The organism is Eubacterium barkeri (assembly GCF_900107125.1).
GTDB classification, from domain to species: Bacteria; Bacillota; Clostridia; order Eubacteriales; family Eubacteriaceae; genus Eubacterium_O; species Eubacterium_O barkeri.
The window spans coordinates 1-24,294 of sequence record NZ_FNOU01000015.1 but is presented as its reverse complement, the minus strand read 5'-3'; the positions used below and the strand labels follow the sequence as shown (position 1 = coordinate 24,294).

The 24,294-nt window shown below is 46.3% G+C and carries 21 protein-coding genes and 1 CRISPR repeat array; of the genes, 19 read left to right on the top strand and 2 right to left on the bottom strand.

From position 1 onward, the window contains the following. From BLU30_RS09360 to BLU30_RS09340, 5 genes are all read left to right on the top strand, one after another. Complete coding sequence (locus BLU30_RS09360; RefSeq protein WP_090245786.1) at positions 1 to 699, top strand: dTMP kinase; 699 nt, start codon at positions 1 to 3, stop codon at positions 697 to 699. Next, positions 692 to 1,684 carry a DNA polymerase III subunit delta' gene (gene holB, locus BLU30_RS09355; RefSeq protein ID WP_176770891.1) on the top strand — a complete coding sequence of 331 codons (993 nt, stop codon included), beginning with the start codon at positions 692 to 694 and terminating at the stop codon, positions 1,682 to 1,684. Before BLU30_RS09360 ends, holB begins: the two co-directional genes overlap by 8 nt. After that, the gene (locus BLU30_RS09350) at positions 1,681 to 2,835 is read left to right on the top strand and encodes a PSP1 domain-containing protein (protein ID WP_090245782.1); all 1,155 of its coding nucleotides are present in this window, start codon (positions 1,681 to 1,683) and stop codon (positions 2,833 to 2,835) included. Before holB ends, BLU30_RS09350 begins: the two co-directional genes overlap by 4 nt. Before the next feature lie 88 nt (positions 2,836 to 2,923). Continuing rightward, entirely contained in the window at positions 2,924 to 5,086 is a 2,163-nt protein-coding gene (locus BLU30_RS09345) for a YhgE/Pip domain-containing protein (protein WP_090245781.1), read from the top strand. 18 nt (positions 5,087 to 5,104) lie between these two features. Next, the gene (locus tag BLU30_RS09340) at positions 5,105 to 5,368 is read left to right on the top strand and encodes a TIGR03905 family TSCPD domain-containing protein (RefSeq protein ID WP_090245780.1); all 264 of its coding nucleotides are present in this window, start codon (positions 5,105 to 5,107) and stop codon (positions 5,366 to 5,368) included. A 48-nt stretch (positions 5,369 to 5,416) separates the two neighbouring features. On the opposite strand, the gene BLU30_RS09335 is transcribed toward BLU30_RS09340, so the two are convergent. Next, positions 5,417 to 6,178 carry a tRNA1(Val) (adenine(37)-N6)-methyltransferase gene (locus BLU30_RS09335; RefSeq protein ID WP_090245778.1) on the bottom strand — a complete coding sequence of 254 codons (762 nt, stop codon included), beginning with the start codon at positions 6,176 to 6,178 and terminating at the stop codon, positions 5,417 to 5,419. A gap of 353 nt (positions 6,179 to 6,531) precedes the next feature. On the opposite strand from BLU30_RS09335, the gene BLU30_RS09325 reads away from it, so the two are divergent. After that, complete coding sequence (locus BLU30_RS09325; RefSeq protein ID WP_143024224.1) at positions 6,532 to 8,616, top strand: MFS transporter; 2,085 nt, start codon at positions 6,532 to 6,534, stop codon at positions 8,614 to 8,616. Positions 8,617 to 8,684: 68 nt separating this feature from the next. Here BLU30_RS09325 and BLU30_RS09320 read toward each other — a convergent pair whose 3' ends face one another. After that, positions 8,685 to 9,485 carry an HAD-IIA family hydrolase gene (locus BLU30_RS09320; protein WP_090245772.1) on the bottom strand — a complete coding sequence of 267 codons (801 nt, stop codon included), beginning with the start codon at positions 9,483 to 9,485 and terminating at the stop codon, positions 8,685 to 8,687. Positions 9,486 to 9,703: 218 nt separating this feature from the next. Between BLU30_RS09320 and BLU30_RS09315 the strand changes: the two genes are divergently transcribed. The 13 genes from BLU30_RS09315 (at position 9,704) to cas2 (ending at position 23,607) form a co-directional block, all read left to right on the top strand. Continuing rightward, positions 9,704 to 10,426 carry a LytR/AlgR family response regulator transcription factor gene (locus BLU30_RS09315; RefSeq protein ID WP_176770890.1) on the top strand — a complete coding sequence of 241 codons (723 nt, stop codon included), beginning with the start codon at positions 9,704 to 9,706 and terminating at the stop codon, positions 10,424 to 10,426. Positions 10,427 to 10,439: 13 nt separating this feature from the next. Further along, positions 10,440 to 11,732, top strand: coding sequence for a GHKL domain-containing protein (locus tag BLU30_RS09310; protein ID WP_176770889.1), 1,293 nt, complete (start codon positions 10,440 to 10,442; stop codon positions 11,730 to 11,732). A 172-nt stretch (positions 11,733 to 11,904) separates the two neighbouring features. After that, positions 11,905 to 12,486, top strand: a complete 582-nt coding sequence (locus BLU30_RS09305) for a VOC family protein (RefSeq protein ID WP_090245768.1) — start codon at positions 11,905 to 11,907, stop codon at positions 12,484 to 12,486. Between the two features lie 151 nt (positions 12,487 to 12,637). Beyond that, complete coding sequence (locus BLU30_RS09300) at positions 12,638 to 13,819, top strand: acyltransferase family protein (RefSeq protein ID WP_090245766.1); 1,182 nt, start codon at positions 12,638 to 12,640, stop codon at positions 13,817 to 13,819. Positions 13,820 to 13,861: 42 nt separating this feature from the next. Further along, on the top strand, positions 13,862 to 14,893 hold the full coding sequence (locus BLU30_RS09295; protein WP_090245764.1) for a DUF3089 domain-containing protein: 1,032 nt from the start codon (positions 13,862 to 13,864) through the stop codon (positions 14,891 to 14,893). 260 nt (positions 14,894 to 15,153) lie between these two features. Next, positions 15,154 to 15,906, top strand: a complete 753-nt coding sequence (cas6, locus tag BLU30_RS09290; RefSeq protein ID WP_090245762.1) for a CRISPR-associated endoribonuclease Cas6 — start codon at positions 15,154 to 15,156, stop codon at positions 15,904 to 15,906. Next, positions 15,903 to 17,828, top strand: a complete 1,926-nt coding sequence (gene cas8b, locus BLU30_RS09285; protein WP_090245760.1) for a type I-B CRISPR-associated protein Cas8b/Csh1 — start codon at positions 15,903 to 15,905, stop codon at positions 17,826 to 17,828. Before cas6 ends, cas8b begins: the two co-directional genes overlap by 4 nt. After that, entirely contained in the window at positions 17,825 to 18,712 is an 888-nt protein-coding gene (gene cas7b / locus BLU30_RS09280) for a type I-B CRISPR-associated protein Cas7/Csh2 (protein WP_090245758.1), read from the top strand. The genes cas8b and cas7b overlap by 4 nt, the downstream gene beginning before the upstream one ends. 8 nt (positions 18,713 to 18,720) lie before the next feature. After that, complete coding sequence (gene cas5b / locus BLU30_RS09275) at positions 18,721 to 19,434, top strand: type I-B CRISPR-associated protein Cas5b (protein ID WP_090245756.1); 714 nt, start codon at positions 18,721 to 18,723, stop codon at positions 19,432 to 19,434. A gap of 7 nt (positions 19,435 to 19,441) precedes the next feature. Beyond that, complete coding sequence (locus BLU30_RS09270; RefSeq protein ID WP_090245752.1) at positions 19,442 to 21,826, top strand: CRISPR-associated helicase/endonuclease Cas3; 2,385 nt, start codon at positions 19,442 to 19,444, stop codon at positions 21,824 to 21,826. A gap of 16 nt (positions 21,827 to 21,842) precedes the next feature. After that, positions 21,843 to 22,346: a CRISPR-associated protein Cas4 gene (gene cas4, locus BLU30_RS09265; protein WP_090245750.1), complete on the top strand. Its 504-nt coding sequence runs from the start codon at positions 21,843 to 21,845 to the stop codon at positions 22,344 to 22,346. Between the two features lie 2 nt (positions 22,347 to 22,348). After that, positions 22,349 to 23,341 carry a type I-B CRISPR-associated endonuclease Cas1b gene (gene cas1b, locus BLU30_RS09260; RefSeq protein ID WP_090245748.1) on the top strand — a complete coding sequence of 331 codons (993 nt, stop codon included), beginning with the start codon at positions 22,349 to 22,351 and terminating at the stop codon, positions 23,339 to 23,341. A 2-nt stretch (positions 23,342 to 23,343) separates the two neighbouring features. After that, the gene (gene cas2 / locus BLU30_RS09255; protein WP_090245746.1) at positions 23,344 to 23,607 is read left to right on the top strand and encodes a CRISPR-associated endonuclease Cas2; all 264 of its coding nucleotides are present in this window, start codon (positions 23,344 to 23,346) and stop codon (positions 23,605 to 23,607) included. A 191-nt stretch (positions 23,608 to 23,798) separates the two neighbouring features. Beyond that, positions 23,799 to 24,294: a CRISPR direct-repeat array (repeat unit 30 nt; unit sequence ATTTGTAGAATACCTATGAGGAATTGAAAC).

Sequence of the window (24,294 nt, the reverse complement as noted above, 5' to 3'; positions counted from 1 at the left end):
ATGGATATAAAAGGAAAACTCATTGTAATTGAAGGTGTGGATGGCAGCGGGAAGGAGACCCAGACCGGGGAGCTGTATGCCCATCTGCGGTCCGATGGAAGGCGGCTGATGCAGGTTTCCTATCCACGGTATGACAGGGATTCCTCAGCCATGGTGCGAAAGTATCTGGCGGGGGAATTCGGGAGGGATCCCGGGGATATCAGCCCCTATGTAGCCTCCACCTTTTACGCGGCAGACCGCTATGCCTCTTATAAAGAGGATCTGGAAGATTTCCTCGGGGCCGGGGGAATTGTACTGGCGGATCGCTACACCACTTCCAACATGGTCCACCAGGCGGGGAAGCTATCCGACCCTAAAGAGCGCCGGGCCTTTTTAAAGTGGCTGACAGATTATGAATTTGGTCTCCTGGGACTGCCGGTGCCGGACGCCATTTTCTTCCTGGATATTCCACCGGAGGTTTCTACAGCGCTCATGGCTGGGCGGGCCAATAAAATAACCGGGGAGGCGAAGAAGGATATTCATGAAGCCCATCCGGAATACCTCAGACAGTCCTACGCCAATGCCCGGGAGCTGGCGGTGGATTACGGCTGGCAGATAATCAACTGTATTGAAGGGGATAAGCTGCGCAGCATTGAGGATATCCATCACGAAATCTACGGACAGGTAAAGGCTCTGTTGGCGGAGGATGACCGTGTTTGATCAAATGATTGGGGAAGGGCGCATTAAAGAAATTCTGGGAAATACCATTCGCAAAGATCAGGTCAGCCACGCCTACCTCTTTACCGGACCTAAGGGCATTGGCAAGCAAACTCTGGCCCTGGCCTTTGCCGCAGCTCTAAAATGTACGGCACCCCTGGAGAACAGGCCCTGTGGGACCTGTTTGGCTTGTCGGGAGATGGCCCACGGCAACATGGGTGATTTTATCCGCATTGCGCCAGAGGAGGGTCAGCGGAGCATTAAAATCAAGCAGGTCCGGGATCTCATTGCGGCGATTTCCGCGAAGACCTTTGACGGCAGTCTTCGAATCTGCCTCATTACCCATGCGGAAACCATGACCACCGAGGCCCAGAATGCCTTGCTTAAGTCTTTAGAAGAGCCGGAGCCTGGGAATGTGTTTCTCATCACTGCAGAAAACGGGGAGCGGATTCTGCCGACCCTGCGTTCCCGGTGCCAGGTTTTACCCCTGGAGCCCCTCAGTGACGGGGAAATTCAGACCCTCCTTAAATCCCAGGGATACCCCCTGGGCAATGGGGAAATGAGCCGGTTATTAGCGGTGTGTGGGGGCATTCCAGGGAAGGCCCTGGCCCACGTGGAAAATGCCGACGAAGAAGCCATAAAAAAAGAGGCGTTTTCTGTGATTTGTGATATACTAAAGGGAAATCCCATGCCCTTGTTCGGCTTTTCCGAAAAGCTGGGCAAAAGCAAGTCAGACAGCGCCATGGTGCTGGATGAGCTCATCGTCGCCTTTAGTACATCGCTCCGGGCGGAGATGGGCGGTATGGGGAGTGCCGGTGGGGGTCCATGGCTTAGCCAGGCCACCCCTTTGTTAAAACCAGGGGCAGCCCAAGGAATATTAGCGATTTTATTTGAACTGGCGAAGAATCTGCAGTATAATATCAACCTTCGCCTCCAATGGGAGAGCACCCTGCTGAAAATATATGAGTTACAGGAGAAAAGCAGATGACGAAAAAGGTTGTCGGAATCCGGTTTAAAAAGGCCGGAAAGATATACTATTTCGATCCCCTGGATTTGGAATTGTCCCAATACGACCATGTGGTGGTGGAGACGGTCCAGGGGGTGGAATATGGGGAGGTGGCCCTGCCTCCCAGAGAAATTGATGAGGCCATGTTCTCAAATCCAGTGAAACCCGTGGTCCGAAAAGCCACTCCCCGGGATGACGAGGATTATGCCACGTTAAAGGATAAAGAAAAACAGGCCAGGTCTGTTTTTGAGGAAAAGGTCAAATTCCATAAGCTGGATATGAAGCTGATTAACGTGGAATATACCTTTGATAAAAAGAAAGCGATTTTTTACTTTACCGCAGAAGGTCGGGTGGATTTCAGAAGCCTGGTTAAGGATTTGGCGGCGGTATTCCGGGTGCGTATTGAGCTGCGTCAAATCGGGGTACGGGATGAAGCGAAAATCTTCAATACCCTTGGCGTCTGTGGACGCAACACCTGCTGCTCCCAGTGGCTGGGGGATTTTACCCCGGTATCCATTAAGATGGCCAAGGAGCAGAATATGTCCCTGAATTCCACAAAGATTTCGGGAATCTGTGGCCGTCTGTTATGCTGTCTGACCTACGAGCATGATTTTTATAAAAATGTCACCAAGAAAATGCCCAAGGTAGGGCAGATGGTGGAGACCCCCGATGGTATTGGACAGGTCTTTCGCCTGGGGGTCCTCCAGGAGAGTGTCTTAGTCCGGATGCAGGTGGGGAATGATGACACAGAAATTCGAACCTACGCCATGGATGATGTGACAAAATCTGACGCTCCCCGGCCCACCTATCATCAGAATTCCCGTAAGGGGGATCGCTCACCCAAGCCGGATCGTTCCCGGGAAGAAAAACCCAGTGAGAATAAGGAAAAGAGCCCGGGTGAAGGAAGCCGCAAGGAATCCGGAAGTGGTAATGGGAATGCCGGTGGCGGCAATAACCGAAAGCCCAGATCCCAGGGGAACAAGCGGGGAAATAACGGAAATTCTGGAAATTCTGGAAAAAATAAAAATAACACCGGCGGGAAGAGCAACAATAATAATCGGCGGCGTAAAAATCGAAATAATAGCGAAAAGCCCGGCGGGAAACCCCCGGAAGGGTCAGACAAAAAAGAATAATTGTAAGGGCCATCGCAAAGAAAAAAATGTGATGGCCCTTTTCTGCATGCTATAATAGGTGGGTTCACATGAATTGAGAAGGAGAAGTATGAAGAATATCATTGCAATTTTCAAACGGGATTTGCGACGGCTCCTGGCCAGTCCCGTAGCCATGATCATCATGGTCGGACTCATTATTATCCCCTCCCTATATGCCTGGTTCAATATTGCGGCCAATTGGGATCCCTATTCCAACACGGGTCATATCGCCATTGCGGTATCCAATGAGGATGTGGGCACAACGGTTGCGGGAGCCACCATTAATGCCGGTGAAAAGGTCGTGGGAGAGCTTAAGGCTAACGACGCCATGGACTGGACCTTTGTGGATCGGGATGAGGCCCTGGAGGGGGTACGCAGCGGGAAGTTTTACGCCGCTGTCATCATCCCCAAAGCCTTCAGTAAGGATATGACCAGCATCTTAAGCGGCTCCATTGAAAAGCCAGTGTTGGAATACTACCTCAATGAGAAAACAAATGCCATAGCCAATAAAATGACGGATGTGGGGGTCGATACGGTACAGACCAAGGTTAACCAGGCTTTTGTGGAAACCGTCACCCTGGTGGCCGGTCAGCTGATGAATGTTTCGGCCAACGCTATCAACCAGTCGGATCCCATTGATACCCTGGTTAAAAATTTGGAGGAAGTCAGCACCTCCATTTCGGATTTCAAGGTCACCATCGCCGCCATTAAAAATGCCAGTGCATCGGCCCGGAGCATGCTAGGGGCAGCCCAAAATTTACTTCCCAGCGCCCAGCAGCTTCTTGCTGATGGACAGGTTCTTAGCAGCGATAGCCGAAGCCTGATCGATAGTGGCCGGACACTGTCAGCCCGGATGAATGCCTCTATGGTGTCGATTTTGGAAATGCTTCATCAAAGCAGTACTGCCACCACCAAGGCCCTGCGAAATTTGGCCTCCCAGACAGGGGCGGATAGCCAGACCGTGGCCACACAGCTGGAGGCACTGGCGGACAACAGCGGTAATATCATTGAAATTTGCAATAAAACCATTGGGGTCTTAACTAGCCTGGAAAACGTCATGCCCAGTCAGAAGGATACCATCGAGAGTGCCATTGCCACCCTCCGGGAAATCATTACGGACCAACAAAAGCTGGCCACGAATCTGAACACCGCAGCGGGACAGATCCGTCAAAGCGGACAGATCTCCCAGGAGACCCTCAATGAGCTGGCAGATGAAAACGCAGCAGTGGATACGAAGCTTTCGGAGCTGACCACCACCTATCAAACCCAAATTGCCCCAGCTCTGGACACTGCAGCCGGCGATGTGTACAATAGTCTGGGGGATTTATCCAGCTTTTTAAGCACCGCATCGGGAAGCATCTCCGGGATCAATGATGCCCTGGGAAGCATGGGCAGTGCCCTGGATTCCGGTAATTTGGCCATGGATAATGTCATCGTCATCCTGGACCGCACCCAGGGTAAGATTACCGATATTGTCAACAACTTAAAAAGTGTAAAAAGCGATTCCCGCTGGGGCCAGCTCATGAATATCATGCGCATTGATCCGGAAACCGGGGCCAGCTTCATCGCTTCACCGGTGAATTTGAAAACCACCAGCTTTTACCCAGTGGCTAATTATGGCGCCGCGATGACGCCCTTTTACACCACCTTGTGCCTTTGGGTTGGGGGGCTGGTGTTGGTGGCGCTCATTAAGACAGATGTGAAGCATCCCGAGGACTTTGAGAACCTTCAGCCCTGGCAGATTTTCTTTGGACGCTATCTGATTTTTCTGGTGGCGGCCCTACTCCAGGGGCTGGTGGCCTGCCTGGGGGATATCTTTATCCTTCGGGTGGAGATGGTTAGTCCGGCTCTGTTTATTGTCATTGGCCTTTGGACCTCGGTGGTGTACAGCTTCTTCATTTATACCCTGACGGCGGCCTTTGATGAAGTGGGGAAGGCCATTGCGGTGCTGATTATGGTCATCCAGGTAGCGGGGTCCGGAGGGACCTTCCCTATCCAGGTGCTGCCGGGATTTTTCCAGGCCCTCAATCCTTACATGGCCTTTACCTACAGCATCGGGGCCATGCGGGAGGCTGTGGCGGGCTTGTACGACCACTACTTCCTCCACGATATGCTGGCACTTTTAGGTTATGTGGGGGTATCGCTCCTTATTGGGCTGGTGCTCCACAAGCCACTTCTGAGGCTGAATGCCTTCTTTAAACGTAAATTAGAAGATACTGGATTATTTGGATAAAAAGTGAGGAGAACATTAATGAAACATACCTATCAAACCACGGGAACGTGTTCGAAGACTATCACCTTTGAAATGGAGGACGACATCGTCCACAATATTGAATTTACCGGGGGATGCAGCGGGAACCTCCAGGTCATTGCCAGCTTGGTGGATGGCTGCAGTGCCGAGGAAATCATTGGGAAATGCCAGGGCATCACCTGTGGCTCCCGGGCAACCAGCTGTGGGGATCAACTGGCCAGGGCTCTGCGAAAGGCCCAGGAAGCAGAGGTTGGTGGGCGGTAGGGACAGCTCTCAGTCAGAGCCGGGCATATGCCCCTGCGATCCCCCAGCCTACCGTGGGCTGGGCCCATCTGTCCCATAAATAGCGTTAATGGCATCGCTGTAGGAACCATCAGCATTGTAGACGATAAGGGGAGGCTCAACTTTAAGGTTGGGTTTCCCTTTTTTCATAGCTTCCACCAGGATCAGATTGGCCGGCCGGTGGGCGTAGGGATGGATGGTCATAAGGCGTTTGGCCTCGAGTCCATCGGCCCGGAGGGCACAGAGCACATCTCCCAGTCGGTCTGCCCGCTGGACCAGGAAGAGCTTTCCCCGATCCTTGAGCATTACCCGGGAAAAAGAGGTGACATCGCTCATGGTACAGCACAGCTCGTGGCGGGAGATGGCCATGGTCTCACTGGGGTTCTTCATCCCCCGATCCATGCGCATATAGGGTGGATTACAAACCACCACGTCGGTATTTGAAGAGTGGAAGGCCGGACCAGGATTTCGAAGGTCCCCATGGTGGATATGGATGATATCCGAGAGGCCATTGAGTTCCACATTTCGTCGGGCTAAATCCACCATGTTTTCCTGGATTTCCAGGGCATCGATCTGCTGTGTTCCCGTTCGTCCGTAGAGGAGTAGGGGGAGAATACCTGTTCCGGTTCCCAGATCGATGGTTTTGGTTTTACGGGTAATGGCACCAGAGGCAAACCAGGCCAGAAGGACCGCATCCATTCCAAAGCAAAAAAAATCAGGATTTTGTATGATTTTGAGCCCCTTGAGATCTAAATCCTCAAGCCGTTCTCCAATTTTGATAAGATGTTCCATGGTTTTCCTTTCAAATGCGTGTTATCAAAGATTTATCCACAATCTGTGGATAAGTAAAAATGGCTTATTCAGGGGATGGATGTGGGATCAAAAAGACGCAACCCCCATGGGAGGGGTCTTTAAGGGATTGTGCATAATATCCACTGAGTTATCCACATTTCAACAAAAAATGTGGATAAATTTAAAGATTGTTGAAAAAAAGCCACGTTGGAGTATTTAATATACCATAAGTTATCCACAATATGAGTACATTTTGGTTTTTTTCTTTTCTATTAAAGTTTTCTTTGCTATAATACAAATAATTATGCAACGATTACGGGGATTATCATGTTCAAAGAAAGATGGGTGAGACCATGGACAACGAAAACAATCTGAACAACCATCATGAGGTCGAAGAAATCCTCCAAAAAAAAGAGGACCTGATGGCGTTGCTCAAAAACAACGAAACAAAGTTAGAACAGCGGGTTGGTGCTTTGGAAGAACGCCTGGAGAAATCCCGGCGTAAAAGCCATTTGCCGCCCAAGCACCGTATGGTGGATAAAAACCAGATGGAGCGTATTGACGCTCTGTTTGAGCAGGCTGTGGGCCGGAGCAAGGGGGTTGTGGTACCATCGTCGGCGGAGATTGAGGCAGATACCGAAACCCTGGATTTAAGTGTTTTGGAAGCGGCCAAGGAACGCCTGGGCATTACAACGCAGTCCGAGGTGTCCGGGGAGGAATCCGCTGTTGTCTCCACAGAATCAGAGGAGCAACCGGAAATTCAGATTGAGGAAGCAGAATCTGCTGAAGCAGAAATGCCTTCCTTTATCGAGGAAGCCCCCATAACGCCTTCAGCATCTCCTGCAGAAGACTTTGCCATCACGGATCTGGAGCATCCATCGGAAATACAGGAACAAACCGTATTCGACGCGGTGGAAACCGAAGTTGAACCGGTAATAGAAAGAGAACCAGTCCCTGAGGAAAAATCACTCCCAGAGCTGGAACCCGAGGCCCCCCAGACGCTTTTCTGGGAGGAAGAAACCCTGATAGACTCCCCTGGGGAAGAGCTGTTACCGGCAGCCCCTCTTTTTGAAGAAGAGACATTCCCGGATCTGGAGGAAGAAGTATTGGAAGAACAGGCCGAACCAGAGCCTGATTTCCTCTGGGAAGAAGAAGCGGTTATTGAGGAAGAAGCTGCCATTGAAGAAGGGGATGGGGGGAGTGTGCCCTCTGGGGAAATCGATTGGGGCATTGAAACCCTGACCGAGGGGCCAGAATCGGCGCCTCTGGAAATAGCCCCTGCAGCAGTGGACATGCCAGCGGAAGCCGTCCTTCCAGTTCAGGAAACGGTCCCTGCTGAAATCCCTGTTTCCATGGACCCTGCCGCAGCCATGGATGAGTTCTTCCGGATTTCCCAGGAAGAGGAGGATATTCCCTCTATTTTGGATAAAAAGATGCCTCCGGTAACCCTTGCCGAAGAAAGTATTGAGACGGCGGCACCGGAGGAAGACGACCCTATTTTGTGGGAGGAAGAAGACCTCTTAGTCACCGAAGACCTGGCGGACTCCGTCGAGGAGCCAGTGGTCGGGGCACAGATGGAAAGTCTGGGGGTTGTCGAAACTGAGGAAGCCGTTGGGCTTCCCACGACCGAGACTTCTTTAGTTGAAGAAAAGCCAGAACCCCTGGAGGATGAAGTGCTTTTTGAAGAGGAACCCATCTTTGAAGAAGAGGCCCTCTTTGAAGAGGATGTCAATTTTGAGGAAGAAGTTCTTTTTGAGGAGGATCAATTTGAAGACGATGTGCTATTCGAAGAAGAGCCCCTCTTTGATGCGGTGGATGCCCCAACTGAAGCGATAGAGTCTGTGGATTCTCTCTTTGAAGAGGAAGTGATGGCAGACACAGAGGAAGATCTTTTTGAAACCGAGGATATATCGGCGGCGTCCGAGAAATCCGAGGATAGCCTTTTTGAAAGTGAAGAGATCCTGGAAGAAGAAAAAAACGAGGGTACCGGCTTGGGGGAGTCCCAACCCATCAATGGACAGAATGGCGCCATTGGAACCATGATGGGGGTAATGCCTGAGGCGGAGGAAGAAGGGGAGATACCCCGGGGGCGGATAATCCTGGCAGGTGCCATTGCCGGAATTGCAATCCTTGGGTTTATTATCTTTTGTTTCTTTTGTTATTCATTGTTTAATCGGGTGGACTACCTGACCATCGGGATTGTCGCCATCTTTATGATTCTGACCTTTGATATGTCCACCATTGCCACCATGGCCACGACCGTGGTGATTATGGCAGCCTATTTTCTAATGGAAATCTATTGGGCCGGGACCCAGGGTCTGGCCTTTAGCACCAGTAATATTTTTATGGTCATTTTTATTCCGGTGCTGTTGGTATCCTGCTCCTTCTTTGTGCAGATGCTGATGGCGGCCTATTTCCCCCAAAATCGTCGGGGATAGCAAAGGGGCATTTCTGAGAAAGATAAAGCTCCAATAAAAAAACTCCCTGGGGAGTTTTTTTATTGGCACTAATTGTTATGTGTAAGCGGGATATCTCCTACACCATCTAAAATAAATTGAGGCCGGTAGGGATAAAGATTGATATTATCCATATTAGTCACCCCGGAAAGGACTAAGATTGTATGCATCCCGGATTCGATACCAGAAATAATGTCCGTGTCCATGCGGTCTCCGATGATGGCCGCTTTTTCAGAGTGGGTGCCCAGAAGGCGAATGCCCGTTCGCACCATCAGAGGGTTGGGTTTGCCGACGAAATAAGCCTCTACTCCAGTGGCAATCTCGATGGGGGCGGTAAAGGCTTTACAGGCCGGCGCGATGCCATCCTCAATGGGACCGGTGAGATCGGGATTCGTCCCGATGAGCTTGGCCCCCTTCATCACCAGGTTTACCGCCTTTAAAATGGTTTCGTAATTGTAATTATGGCCTTCACCCACCACGACGTAATCCGGGTTAATATCATTCATGGTAATGCCCACATCGTATAGAGCATTAATGAGGCCAGGTTGGCCAATGACATAAGCAGAACATCCCGGGGCCTGGCTGGCTAAAAATTTGGCAGTGGCCAGGGCGCTGGTATAAAAATGGCTCTCATCGATATCCAGCCCTAAACGCGCCAATTTTTCCTTTAATTCAACGGGGGAACGGTCACTGGAATTGGTCAGGAAGAGGAAATTCTTATCTTCCCGATACAGCCAATCCACAAATTCGGGTACCCCTGGCAGCAGCCGGTTGCCATGGTAGATGACACCGTCCATATCACAGATGAAGCCCTCAATTTCATGCAGGGTCTCTTTTAGGTTTTCATTCATACTTGATTTTACCTCCATTAAGGAATATAAGTCCATTATACTCACAACCCTTTGAAAGAACAAGGGAAAACCCATCAAGTTTCTGTTAAAAAACACACGTCCAATGCGGTAACCTCGATCAACATTATCAATTTTTTCTTGAAATTGAATAAAAATGCAAGATATAATAGGATAAAACGAATGCTGGCATAAAAAACAGGAAAGATGAGGTAATGCCAATGTACCGCATCGCACTATGTGATGATAAACCCGCAGAATTGAATAAGGTGGGGGCACTGCTTGATGAATATAAAAAAAACCATCGTGACTGTGAGTTTACCATCCATTGCTTTACATCAGTGGCAGATTTAAAGGAAAATTTTGGTAAAGAGGAGCCTTTTGATGTGCTGCTTATGGACATTTATATGCCAAGGGAAAATGGTATTCAAGGGGCAAAGGCCCTTCGGGCTCAAGGCTTTTCAGGGAGCATTGTTTTTCTGACCACCTCCTTGGAGCATAGTCTACAGGCCTTTGATGTGGATGCGGAGCAGTACTTGGTAAAGCCCATTGACCAAAAGCGATTTTTTAAGGTTTTAGAAAAGGTCTTTGCCAGGCTGGATGATGAACCCCAGGGGACCCTGGTCCTTCAAACCAATGCGGGCATGCAGCGCATCGCCATCCGGGACATTCTTTATTGTGAGGTCCAGCGCCACTATGTACACATCAACCGATTCGAAGGGGACACCCTGAGTATCCGTAGGACCTTAACCGCCTTCCAGGAGGAGCTTAAGCCATTTCCGGACTTTGTGCGGGTGGGCCGCGCCTATTTAATTAACTTAGGCCATATTACCCGCCTTACCGCCAAGGCGGCGGTGCTGACGGGGGGCAAAACCATTTGGCTGCCTCGAGGGGCCTATGCCGGGCTTAAAAAACAATATTTTCAATTTTTTAGAGAAGGGTAGGTGGCGTGCTGTGTTGGATAATACCGTTTTGCTCTCCCTGCTTCGAAATGCCATTGAGCTTGTCGGCTTTTCGGTTTTGTTTCTAATGCTTGATCAGCCCAGGTTCTCCTGGAAAAAAACCATCCTGGGCTATAGCCTGTACACCCTTGTTTATTTGGTGGTGAGCACGGCTTGGGTCATTATTGATATATACAGCTTTGGCAAGTTCATTACCCTGTCCATCTTTGTCGGCGCACTCATCATTTTCCCCTTATTCAGCGCCAATAATCCCTTCCAGGTGTTTTATAACCTCTCCCTTCAAATCTTCATTCTCATTATGCAAATCGTGGTTTCCATTGGGGCAGCCCTGGCTTTTTTCGGGGGCAATCCCTGGGCTGATGTGGTCCTTCGGATAATCTACCTGGGGATTGTGGTTTTTTGTTATTTCCGCTGGTTGCGCAAGCCCTTCCAGGAGATTTCCGATATTGGGGTTAAGAACTGGCTGCCCATGAGCATTATCTCTGTTTTGGGGAATCTCTTTGTGATTTATTATTGGACAAGGCCGGACTTTTTAATGTATCGAGGCTTCCACGAGCAAATGATTTTCATCTGTATCTGGAGCCTTCTTTTTGTGACGCATCTCATTATGATTCAATCCCTAACCCGGATGAAACATGAAATAATGGCTAAGGGGGAGCGTGAAATGGCCGCCATCACCACCCGCCTTCTCACACGTCAGCTGGAGCTTTTGGATGAATCGGTCCAGGAGGCCCGTCGCATCCGCCACGATGTCCGCCACCATGATATGGTGATTGCGGAATATGTGGAAAAGGGAGAGTTTGATGCCCTTCTGCGTTATCTTGGCCAGTATGAAAAAGAGGCACAGCGCCATGCTGCTGTCATCCTATGTGATAACCTGGCGGCGAATAATATCCTGAGTGCCTATATAAGGAAGGCGAAGCAACAGGATATCGAGGTGCGTCTGGATGTTGCCCTGGACCAAGAAATAGCCGTCAGCGACCAGGATCTGGTGGTCATGCTTGCTAATATTATGGAAAATGCCATTCGCGGCTGCATTCACTCCGGTAAGGAAAACCCCTTTATTGCGCTGCACATCGGTAGAAAAGCCTCCAAACTGGTTATTTACGCCTGCAATACCGCAGGGGAGGATGTTCTGTTTGAAAACGGCCTGCCACGCGCCAAGGATGGCGAAGGCATCGGGGTGTCCAGTATCCTCCACAGCGCCGCAGGGTATGGGGGGGAGCATCACTTTGAACTTAAGGATGGTGTGTTTTCCTGCCAGCTGCTTTTAAACCTGGAAGCCTAAAGGGACACCATGGGGGTGCAAGGGATTTTTTAGGGTGAACAATACGAATGGTGCCAAAAAAATGCGTTATATGCCAAGCTGCCCCCTGGGCAGTTTTTTTGTTGTACTATGATGACGGGGCCCTTTAAACATCTGCCCCATAAAAACCAAACGCACCTAGGAGGATTTAATCATGTCATTACCAAAATTTATAGGCTTATCCCATGTTTGCATTATTGTTGATAATCTGGATGAAGCCGTGGCGTATTATCAGCGCATCCTTGGGGCTGTGCCGGACCAATGCATTCCCCATTGGCGTAATAAAGGCTTTTTCGAGGCGGCGGGATTCGTCCGGGAAGCCGAGGATTGTGATATTTCCATTGCCTTCCTTTCTGTACCCGGCACGGTATTCACCATTGAGCTCATGGAGTACCATGCACCCAAGGGCCGGAAGGAACCTGTGGTGTTTGCGGCCAATGATGTCAGCGGGGCAAGGCACGTTGCCCTGAAGGTCAGCAATATTGAAGAAGCCTTCGAACACATTAAGGCACAGCCCGACGCGCAGTTCATTAATCCCACCGAGGACTATGGCGTCTATCAAATCAGCAAAACCTTTCCAGATGATTTTTACTATTACGATGCAGAAAGGGAAGCTGATAAAGAGGCAAAGCAGGCAGCTGCCGATGTTTTAGGCACCATAAAATATTTCTATTTCATCGATAAATACGGCCTGCAATGGGAATTTGAACAGGGACACACTGACATCGGGGATTGATTTTCCCGGAATCATAAGGGCGAAGGAAATGCTGCGTTCAAATGACCGAATCCTGTCCGGGGACCAGTAGAAAAGGCATTGGCCGGTTCCTGGGGTTTCCATTCAAGACTCCAGGGAAGCCCGAAGGGCAATCAAGAAAGCGAGGTATTCTATGGAAAAACAAAGACGTACCACATCAATCGAATTACTGAGGTTTGTCGCTGCAATTGGCGTCATGATGGTCCACTTTGGTGGAATTTATTTAAGCAAAGGTAACTACGAACCGGTCACCTTTTTGTTCCAAACATTTGCAGACGTGCCTTTAGAAGCGAAAAGGTCCTATGCGCCATTTGCGTTTGTATTTGTAGAATTCTTCTTTATGCTTGGCGGATTTTTTATGGTTAAGTATTTAGATGGGAGAAAAGACCCTCTCAATCCAGGCGGATTTATATTGAAAAAAGTCAAATCATTTTACCCAATATTTATCGTTGCGTTTTCAGCGCAGATGATATTTTATGTAGTATTAAACGACTTTAAAGGTGTGTCGGGTTTTTTTGATGCATTGTTTCACTTTAAATGGGAAGCGTTACTCCTCCACTGCACCGGATTCCTAAAGGATCCGGCATTTAACTTAGACTATTTGCTGGGACAGGACTGGTATTTATCAGCTCTCATTCTTGGATTAATCGTCATTTATCCAATAGCACTTTACTATCGCAACTTTTTTGAGAAGATTTTCGTACCCTGGAGTACGATTATTCTCTATGCATTATTGATTCAGCAATACGGAACACTGGATGTAGGCAGTGAGTATCTGGGCATCGTATCAACAGCAATTATCCGCGGCGTTGCAGGAATTTCGGCAGGCTGCCTCGCATACGTTGTGTACAGAAGCATGAAGGAGAAAGCATTAACACCAACGCAGCTGAAGGTTTTAGCCGGTGTTGAAGTGATCCTATGGTTAGCGATTCCAGTACTCTTCACGTCCAATATTATAGCAACGGATGCAGATGCATTATTCTATGTGCCGATATTCATGGTAATCATCGTGCTGGCTTTTTTAGACAAAACACCATTGAGCGGGTTTTTCAATAGCCATTGCACGGGACTATTAGGGTACCTCGGCTCACTTTCCCTTTACCTCTATCTGTTCCACTGGACCGTTATGACAGCGATGAATTATTTTATGCCACAGCTTAGCCCATTGCTTGCAACTGGCATATATATGGGAACGACCATTGGGCTTTCTGCGATTATGTTTGAGGTTAATAAAAGGAGAAAAACCGCCCTGCCGATCATTATCATTGTTGTGGTGTTTCTTAGCACTGCACTGGTTACTGCCATGATGGCGTAACAAAAATATCGTTACGCCTTTATAGAGAAAAGGAGACTTAAAATGAAAAAGATAATTCAGGTTTTAATGATGATTTTTGTTTTAACGATGGTGTTTGTCGGCTGTTCGAATGGAACAGCAGATAAAGATTCAGAAGGGTTAGAACATATTGTTGGCCTCGATAAATATGAAGAGGTTACGGATTATAGCGATTCGAATAACTGGGTCAATTTACCGAAAGAAGAGAAGTATGCTGTGGATGTGATATTTTTCTATCCGACAACATACTCAAAAGAAAAGACTGGGGAGGATATCGCAGATATTGATGATATCGATATGCGTGAAGGTGCAGAAAGATGTTACAAATTGCAGGCCAGTGTTTTTAGTGAAACAGCAAATATTTATGCTCCAATTTACAGACAGACTGACGCTGTTACAATCAATGAATTACCTCTCGGTACGCAGAATAACTTATTAAATACAGTGGCTAAAGCCGATCCAACCACAGCACTGGATTATTATTTTAAAAACTATAATAAGGGTAAACCATTTTATATAGCAGGTCATTCCCAGGGGTCTGCAGTGACACTTCAGATTCTTGAAGACTACATGAAGGATCATCCAGACTACTATGAAAGAATGATTGCCGCATACCCAATCGGTTATTCAGTGACAAGGGACTATATGGAAGCAAACAAGCATCTTAAGTTTGCAGAAGGAGCCAGGGACACAGGCGTTATTGTTTCATATAACACTGAAGGCTCTGAAAATATTGGGAAACGTAATCTGGTTATTAATGAAAATACATTGGCAATTAATCCACTTAATTGGAAGACCGATGATACCTATGCTTCAATTGAGGAAAACAAAGGCTCATTGCAGCTAGATGGTACAATCGGTAAGGCATTAGCCGATGCCAAGATTGATGTCGAAAGAGGTTCTGTAATATGCTCGACTGCAGATGTAAAAACTTATGCATCTCAGGCGGTAGACCTATTTGGTCCAGCCAGCTTCCACTCACAAGACTACAGCTTCTACTATGTCAATCTAGTGGAAAACATAGCAGATAGAGCCAAAGCCTTTCAGGAGAAATAAATCATCGCATCCTATTTCAGGGGAGGTGTGCGATAAACTGTCATTAAAGGATTCACAGTGCCATTGATTATATAACTTACAGTTGCTTTTGTCCAAAGTATTGACATAGGTCCAGAGCCCTGAAATAGAACGTTGTGGATTAATTAGGAAAACTCAAAATGCAGAGTATTGACAGAGAGCACAGCGAGTGATATCCTTATCATTAAAGAAAAAGATGGTTTGTTCGATGCTTTCTTATTCGTTAATGAAGGAGAAGACAGATGCAAATAGAATTGACGCTGAAGGGTAAAAATACCCCGGGACTGTCTGTGCCCATTCACTACAATACCATGATTCAGGGCTTTATTTATCATAATATCCAAAGCCAATTGGCTGAATTTCTTCATAATCAGGGATTTACTTACGAAAAACGCGTTTTTAAACTTTTCACATTTTCAAAATTACAAGGAAAATATATTTTAGATCAACAAAGGGGACGGATTCTATTTAATGAACCGCCCCATCTTTTAATTACAACGGTTTTTGAGGCACTCTCCAGTGGCCTGATCAATGGTTTCTTGTTGGGCGAAAGATTCCAATTGGGGAATCAACCAGTGGAGGTTCTGGATGTAAAGGTCTGTGAAACACCGTTACCCAAGGGCCCTTGTGTAGTGGTTACAAAGTCCCCCATTGCCGTTTACAGCACTGAGGACAAACCAGATGGGCGTTCTTTTACGCACTTTTTTAAACCTGGAGATTCCAATTATAATCATCTCATCACCAATAATTTAATAAAGAAACATCAGGCCTTTTATGGGGTGCCCATGGAGGGGGAGGTTAAGGTGAAGCCCCTTAATCGGATGGTGATGCGTAAGGTGTTCTATAAAAATACACCGACGCAAGCCTATGAAGGGCGCCTGCTTTTGTCCGGAACCCCTGAGCTTCTTCGCATGGGGCTTGCCGCGGGATTGGGGAGCAGAAATAGTCAGGGCCTGGGGTGCATCCAAATGGAAAAGGAGTGTGATACCAAATGATTGAGAGCATGGCGGAACTCGGTGCGACCATCTTGAAAAGTAAAGATCTTCGTAGTGCGATGATTAAAATCATAGATACGAAAACTGCAAAGGGGGAACCCACTCATCTGGTAAAAATCAACTTCGATTTAGAAAACACTCAATTGACGGTGGATGTGGATGAGGAAATAGGTGTCAGTTCGTCAGAAAAATACTCATCCTATAGTCGGGCTGGAGGACCCAATGCAGCTCAATGGTATGCCACCTCTAGTAATAGTAGTTATCTATTAGGAGAGGTGGTGGACGAACTATCAAAGAAATTGCCCCAATGTGAACTTAAGGATAACCTAGAGTATATCTGCAAAACATTCTTTTTTGATTTTGGAGAGGGAGTATCTGTAAAAAAACGTCATTTACTGAAATTGAGCTTATGGGAGGCAATGAAAGATTCTGATATTTCAAATAAAATAAAAGCGAATGCGGCTTTTAAAAAGACGGTAAATGATCAGTTGGGGTGTACAGAAAAGCAGCAGGCGATTTATACGCTCTGTATCAATGGCAAGCCCATTGCGTTGGAGCAGGCATATGATGAACTAATTGAAAATTATTTTTCAAGAGACGAAAAAAAAGTGGCTCAAAAGAAAGAAATGGAACTTCAGTGCTCCCTCTGCGGCAATGAACATGCGATAGAATATGTGGTTGATAATATCGACTTTGATTTTAAATATTTCATAACCGGTCAAATTATTTTTGCTTCTAATATGGATAAAAAGAACTACAATCACAATATGGTTTTATGCCAAACCTGTTACGATCAAATTCGAGTTGCTGAAAATTTTTTGGAAGGTCATCGCTCTTTGAGGATTGCCGATTTTTCAGTATATCTGGTGCCCCATGTTATTTTTGGGAATCTGGAAGAAACGAACGTAGATGAGTGGTATGGTAAAATCAAGAAATCGGTGAATGCAGCCAAGGCCATCGAGAATTACGATGCCTACCGGGCAGAGTTAGATGATTTGGCTGATGAGAGTAATGTACATTATTTGATTAACATAATATTTTATCATTCGAGTCAGCAAAAGTGGAAAGTTCAGAAATTTATTAAAGACGTTTCCCCAGATTTTATGCGGCGAATGAATCGGGCAAAAAAGCAGGTGGATGAATGGTACAAAAATTATTATAAAAAGGATACCATCTCGAATTTTGGCTTAAACAGCATTTATTATCACGCACCCGTTAAGCGAGAAGATGGTAACCCGGTGAACTATCAGCATGTTCTGGATTTGTATGGTATTTTTTTAAGTGGCGGGCAGGTTTCCAGACAGCGCATGATTAAGGATTTATGTGGTTGTCTGCGGATTAAATGGTATGGCCAGGTGGGCTACAATGTATCCGAAACGGAGGGTGGCGGAGAGTACATCGCCTTTCGGATTATAGAAATGGTCGCTTATCTCCTCTTTATTGAATCGTATGGAATGCTCGAAAGGAGTCAAGAAATGATGATGTTGGACGAATTGGCCATCCCGGAAGGAATGAAGGATTATCTTCAATCCATGGGCTACACCGAGGAAATGGTTTGCCTGTTTCTTTTAGGGGTCCTTGTTGGGAAAATCGGAAGGGCCCAAAATAAAGCCTCCGATGGATCAGGAACCTATAAGCCCATTCTTAATAAACTCAACTTCCATGGAATGGATGGGGCAAAGGTGCGGCGCCTGTCTTCGGAGGTCTTTGAAAAACTGCGCCAGGTGAAAATCCTGGTTTACAATGAGAAACTCTTTGCCGCCCATAAAGAACTGTTGGATGCCGGGATGGGTGCGGGATGGACCTTAAATAAGGACGATAATCTATTCTATCTCTTATCAGGTTATGGTTATGAAAGTTTACAATGGAGTGGAAAAAAGACTGGGGAAAATACCCAGGAAATCACGGAGGAAACGAAATGAACAATAGTCAGATTTTATACCTATACGATGCGAAAATGTGTAATCCCAATGGGGATCCAGATGAAGAAAATCGTCCCAGAATGGACTATGAGCGGGAAATCAATCTGGTGTCCGACCTCCGTTTAAAACGCTATATCCGGGATTATCTCCTCCTCCAGGGAAAGGAACTCTATGTTCAAAAGGTGGATGGCGAACCGGTGACCTCAGCTAATCGGGTGAAGGAATTTGTGGCCAAGGATGGAAAACTTGACTTTGGTACTATCCTGGAAGCCTATGAAGATATCCGCCTCTTTGGCGCCACAGTCACCGCCAAAAAAGATAACCGATCCTTCACTGGTCCGGTTCAGTTCAACTGGGGGTATTCCCTAAATCGGGTTGAGGTTTTGGAAAGCAGCATCACCTCCCATTTTGCCTCTTCAGAAAGCAATAAACAAGGAGCCATCGGTAAGGATTACCGGGTTAAATATGCCTTGATTGCTTTTTCGGGAACCCTGAGCGGACATCGGAGTAGCTACACGAAAACCCAGGAGTCGGATATTCGGGATTTGGATGATGCCATGGTCAACGCCATTCCGCTGCTGAGTACCCGGAGTAAAATCGGCCAATATCCCCGTCTCTACCTGCGTTTTGAATTGGTGGATGAACAAAGTGTCCTGAGGGATCTTCGGAGCTATATTAAGCTGAGTGATGATTCCCCAACCCTCCGGGATATTACAGAATGTGAGCTGGATGTGAGCGCCTTATCCCGCTACCTGGAAGAACAACGCTCTAAAATTAAGCATGTTTATTATTACAATGATGAAACCCTGAAAATGGTTCGCGAGGGTGAGGCCATTACAATGGATGCCCTTTTGGCGGGATTAGAAACAGAAAGATTATCTTAGGTGTGACCATGAAAGGAGTGGTATTTGACATATCGGGCGAATTTGCCCATTTCAGAAAGTTTTACACCAACTCGTCATCCCTCTCCCACTCCGTTCCACCACGGACGACCATCATGGGACTCATAGCGGGGATGCTGGGGAAAGAGCGGGATACCTACTACCAGGAGCTCTCATCAAAAAACTTAATGATCGCTGTGAAAAAAAACGGGGGGACCCGTGCCTTGACCCAGACCCTTAATTATCTTTTGGCCACATCGGTGGGTGATTTGCGTAACCCTAAGGTACACACCCAAATCCCCCTTGAAATTTTAAGGGGACAGGATGGTCGGATTTCCTATCGGATCACTGCGGTGGCAGAGGATGGTGTGGTGGAGGAGCTGGCAAAGCGAATTGAAGAGAATCGTTTTGTCTTTCCGCCAACACTGGGTACTGCTTTCTTCCAGGCGGACGTGGATTTTGTGGCAGCGACAGAGGCGGTGGAAAGGGAGGCCCATGGCTCCGTTACCATTGACAGCGTGATCCCCGTTGAGTTCATTGAATCCTTGGCGCTGAAGGATAACCGGGTCATACGGGAAAAGATGGCCAGGGATTTCACCGAAGAACGGGGTGTTTTAATGGCGATACCTTATCTGGTGGAGGAAAGGGGCCGGCCTTTGGAGGTGACCTTTAAAGAGGGAAAGACCTACTGGGACGTGGCGGATCAACACATCGTGTTTATGTGAGGTGGGTATGGCCTTCTATTCCCACCCCGAGCGTCAATTAAAGACCCATCTCATGGAAGTAGCCCGTTACGCAGTAGAACACCGTGGCCCCGTGGATCATGACTTGGCTGCATTGACAGGACTGTGTCACGATTTTGGAAAATACACGACCTTTTTTCAAAGGCGTTTATTAGATAATGGCAGCTATGGTGATCCCCGGGGGAATCATAGCTACCTTTCCGCACTCTTTGGAGCCCATATGGTTAAAGAACGGGGAGGCGGCAGCGGGGAGGCATACCTTGTTTTTAGTGCCATCTTCTCCCATCACAGCAGGATTAAATCCATTGGGCCTCCCTATCTTCCCAAACGAAAACACTCTTTTTTAGAAGGGGATGAAGATTTAGAGTACGACTCTCTGAAACAGCTCGAAATCCTGGGGGATCAGATCCGGGATCTTCAAAAGCATTCCGAAGAGATTATAGAAGAATGGCAGGTGCTGGCAGAAGCCCTGGGATTAAAAAATCCCAAAGAAGGCATCCGCTCATTTTTAGAGGATGTGAATATCACTAAGGGACTTGTGCTGGAAATAAAAAAAACAGCGAACGATCTTAAAAAAGGGAAACTACCCGAACTTTTTTGGCAGCATCAGCTCTTGTATTCGCTTTTAATTACCGGGGATAAGCTCAGTGCCGCCGGGATTGCGCCATTGTGCCCCGGATATTTTGAATACAGTCTCCTGGACCAGGCCAGAAAAGCATACCTTGACGAAAAAGCGGGGAGTCCGTTATCCAGGGATGGGATGGGTACCCTACGCCAGGATATCTTTAGCGCGGTGCAAGGGGCACTGGAAACAACCGTTGAAGGGCCTGGTATTTATACCATCACGGCACCCACTGGATCAGGAAAAACACTCACTGGTTTTTATGCAGCACAGCGCCTGAAAGCCAGATTCCCACAGCTTGAAAAACTCGTTTATGTTTTACCCTATACCTCCATCATCGACCAAAACTACGAGGTTATTCGTGATTTGTATACCCGTTCCGGAATGGAAGGTGTGGGGATAGATCGCTATTTGATGAAACACCATCACCTTGCCCTTCGGGAAAAGAAGGATGAAGCCGGCGAGATTTATTCAGACCAGGCCTTTCAGATGCTCTTGGAAAATTGGACAGGAGGAACGGTGGTGACAACCTTCGTCCAATTTCTCCAAAGCATTATCGGTGGCCAAAATAAAATGCTGCGAAAGGTCCAAGGTTATCCCCAGGCGGTTGTGATTTTAGATGAAATCCAGGCTGTGGATGTCCATTATTATAGCTTGTTAAACCATGTTTTAGAAAAAATGTGTGAACACTATGGCATGATTATTCTAATGATGACGGCAACCCGACCCCTGTTTTTCCCCAATGCAACCGAACTTTTATGGGATTATCGAAAATATTTCAAGATGCAGAATCGTACTCAGATTCACTCGAGGCTCAATCCCCAGACCATTGATGATTTTTGTGAGGATTTCTGCTTAAAATGGCAGGGGGAATCCACCATGATTGTGGTCAATACCATTCAAAGCTCCCTTTCCATTTATGCACAACTCAAGGATAAGTTGGCAGGGGGATCGGTACGTTATCTATCCACAAATATTATCCCCAAGGCACGCAGAGAACGGATTGAGATGCTTCGTAAGCAGCTGAAAATTGAGAAACTCATACTGGTAACCACCCAGGTCATCGAGGCAGGCGTTGATATTAGCTTTGATCGGGTAATCAGGGACCTGGCGCCCCTAGATAGTATCATCCAGTGCGCGGGTCGGTGTAACCGTAATGGCGGGGAGGACATGGGTCTGGTGGAAGTGGTCAAGCTGGTTAATGATAATAAACGGGCCTTTGCACAGATGGTTTACGGTTCCACTTCCGTTAATATTACGGAAAAGCTATTGCAAAAAATCGGTGATATACAAGAATGTGACTATTTAGAACTTATTGATCAGTATTACAATCGTCTGAAAGACAATATTGGGGGTGAAAAATCCGAGCGCTATTTAAAGGCGTTGGCGACAATGGATTTTGATCCTGAAAGTGAAGGCGATCTGAATCATTTTTCTTTGATCCAGGAGCTGGACAATCAGATGGAAGTTTACGTCATGGTGGATGAGGCGGCAGAAAACGCTATTGATGTCCTAAAAGGTTGTTATGCAGTGCCGAAAAAGCAACGGGATTTCACAAAGCTGGCTGATTTAAAAAAGGCGATGCAGCAATACACCCTGTCACTGCCCATCAAATTGGCCATGCATCTTGAAGAAATTTGTATTGTTCCTGGATTTTCCATGTTTGTGGTTGGTCGGGATGACTTGAATCAATTCTACGATCCTGAAACCGGATTTATACGAGCCCATGAGGACACACCCACTTTTTTGTGAGGTTAGAGAGGTTGAAATGGAAGGTGAACGGCAAGTTAACGGAACCTTAGTCTGGTATTATATGATTTGCAAGCGGGAAGTCTGGTTAATGGCCCATTGCGTCACGGCAGACCAGGAGGACGACAATATGGCCATCGGTCGTTTTATTCATGAGCACCGGTACCAACGGGATAAGAAAGAAATTAGTATCGGGGATGGAAAAGTAGATTTTATTCGCCAGGGAAAAAACGGAATGGTAGTTTCTGAAGTGAAAAAAAGCAGTCGATTCCTGGACAGCGCCCGGATGCAGCTTCTGTATTATCTTCAGGAGCTGAAAAATGCCGGCGTTGCAGCGGCTGGAGAAATTCGAATCCCAGAAGAGAAAAAGGTCATCTCCATCGTGTTGGACGAAGGGGGAGAAATGGAAATTGCTGAAGTGGTGGCGGGGATAGAAGCAATTCTTAGTGAAAATTGTCCTCCACCCACCCAAATGTGTAAATATTGTAAAAATTGCGCCTATGGCGAATTATGCTGGAGTTGATGATGAAGAAGAATATTTATATCTTTTCCGATGGTGAGCTGAAACGCAAGGATAATACATTGCGTTTCTTATGCGAGGAACGGCAGCAGTATTTACCAGTGGAGGACATCTCTGATATTTATGCCTTTGGTGAAATTAATGTTACGAAAAAGCTTTTGGAGCTATTATCCCAGAAAGAGATTATCCTTCATTATTTTAATTATCATGGGTATTATATGGGGTCTTTTTATCCCAGAGAGCACTATAATTCGGGGTATCTGCTACTCAAGCAGGCTGAAGCCTACAATGATGAGGGGTATCGTTTGCGCTTGGCAAAGGGGTTTGTCAAGGGATCCCTTAAAAACATCCGGCAAGTTCTTAAATATTACGAAAATCGGGATAAGGACGTGGGAGATCCGCTTCTAAAAATAGAAGCCTGCATTGAGGCCATTGAGGAACAACCGGATATTCAGACATTGATGGCAGTGGAAGGCCATGCCCGGGAAATGTATTATCAGTGTTTTGATAATATTTTAGATCATCCTGATTTTGTATTTGATAAGCGAACGAGAAGACCGCCGCAAAATAATTTGAATACCTTGATTAGTTTTGGAAATTCAGTACTTTATACTATGGTGCTCAGTGAAATTTATCGCACCCATCTGGATCCAAGAATTGCCTATCTCCATACCAGTAACTTCAGGCGTTTTTCCCTCAATTTGGATGTTGCTGAAATTTTTAAACCAATTATTATTGACCGGGCCATTCTGAGCGTTATTGGAAAAAATCAAATAAAAAAGAGCGACTTTAAAGGAGATTATAATGGTATTTTACTCAAAGATGGGGGTAAACAGAATTTCTTGAATGAAATCGAGCGCCGTTTAAGCCAAACCCTTGAAATCAAAGCCCTGAAGCGAAAGGTTTCCTATCGCCGCCTGATCCGGATGGAGCTTTATAAAATTGAGAAGGACCTGATGGGTGAAACCCCTTATGTTCCTTACGTCAGTCGGTGGTAAACATGTTTGTTATTCTATTTTATGATGTAGGAGAAAAGCGCGTTGGAAAGGCCTTGAAGATTTGCAGAAAATATTTATCATGGGTCCAAAATTCCGTTTTTGAAGGTGAAATATCCAAGGCTAACTTAGTAAAACTGCAAAATGAACTGAAGACGTACATTGATGAGGACTACGATTCGATTATTTACTATGAATTTCGAACAAAGCAATATATGAACCGTCAATGCATTGGCCAAGACAAAGGTGGTTTTGTACAGTTTTTATAAATATACAAAACCGACATAAATATTTGTCGTCGATGTGTCATGTCGTAAAATGATGGTATCATCGACGACCTTTTTTAGAAAAATTTGTCTTTTTGACCATTTTTTGTCAATCTTATAAAGAACTTATTTTATTTTTAGTGTCAATCTGATATTATTATACATGTAATTGTTTGTTTATGCGGAAATTTGGGATTTGTAGAATACCTATGAGGAATTGAAACATGTAAGCAAAGTTTACGATGTCTGTTGTTCTGGCGATTTGTAGAATACCTATGAGGAATTGAAACAAATGAAACAACATAATTATACGGTAGATGATGTGATTATTTGTAGAATACCTATGAGGAATTGAAACCTCTATCTGTCACAATATTCGGATATTTTGGAATGATTTGTAGAATACCTATGAGGAATTGAAACCAAATTGCTTGATTTCAGGGTATTCCAGACCAGTATATTTGTAGAATACCTATGAGGAATTGAAACATAACATTTCGTTAAAGGCTTCCCAGTTGGATCCGTATTTGTAGAATACCTATGAGGAATTGAAACCTATTAAAAATAGTATTTAATTCAGCTTTACCCCCGCATTTGTAGAATACCTATGAGGAATTGAAACAGCGATACGGCGTACGCTTTGAGTTTTGTACTCCGGCCATTTGTAGAATACCTATGAGGAATTGAAAC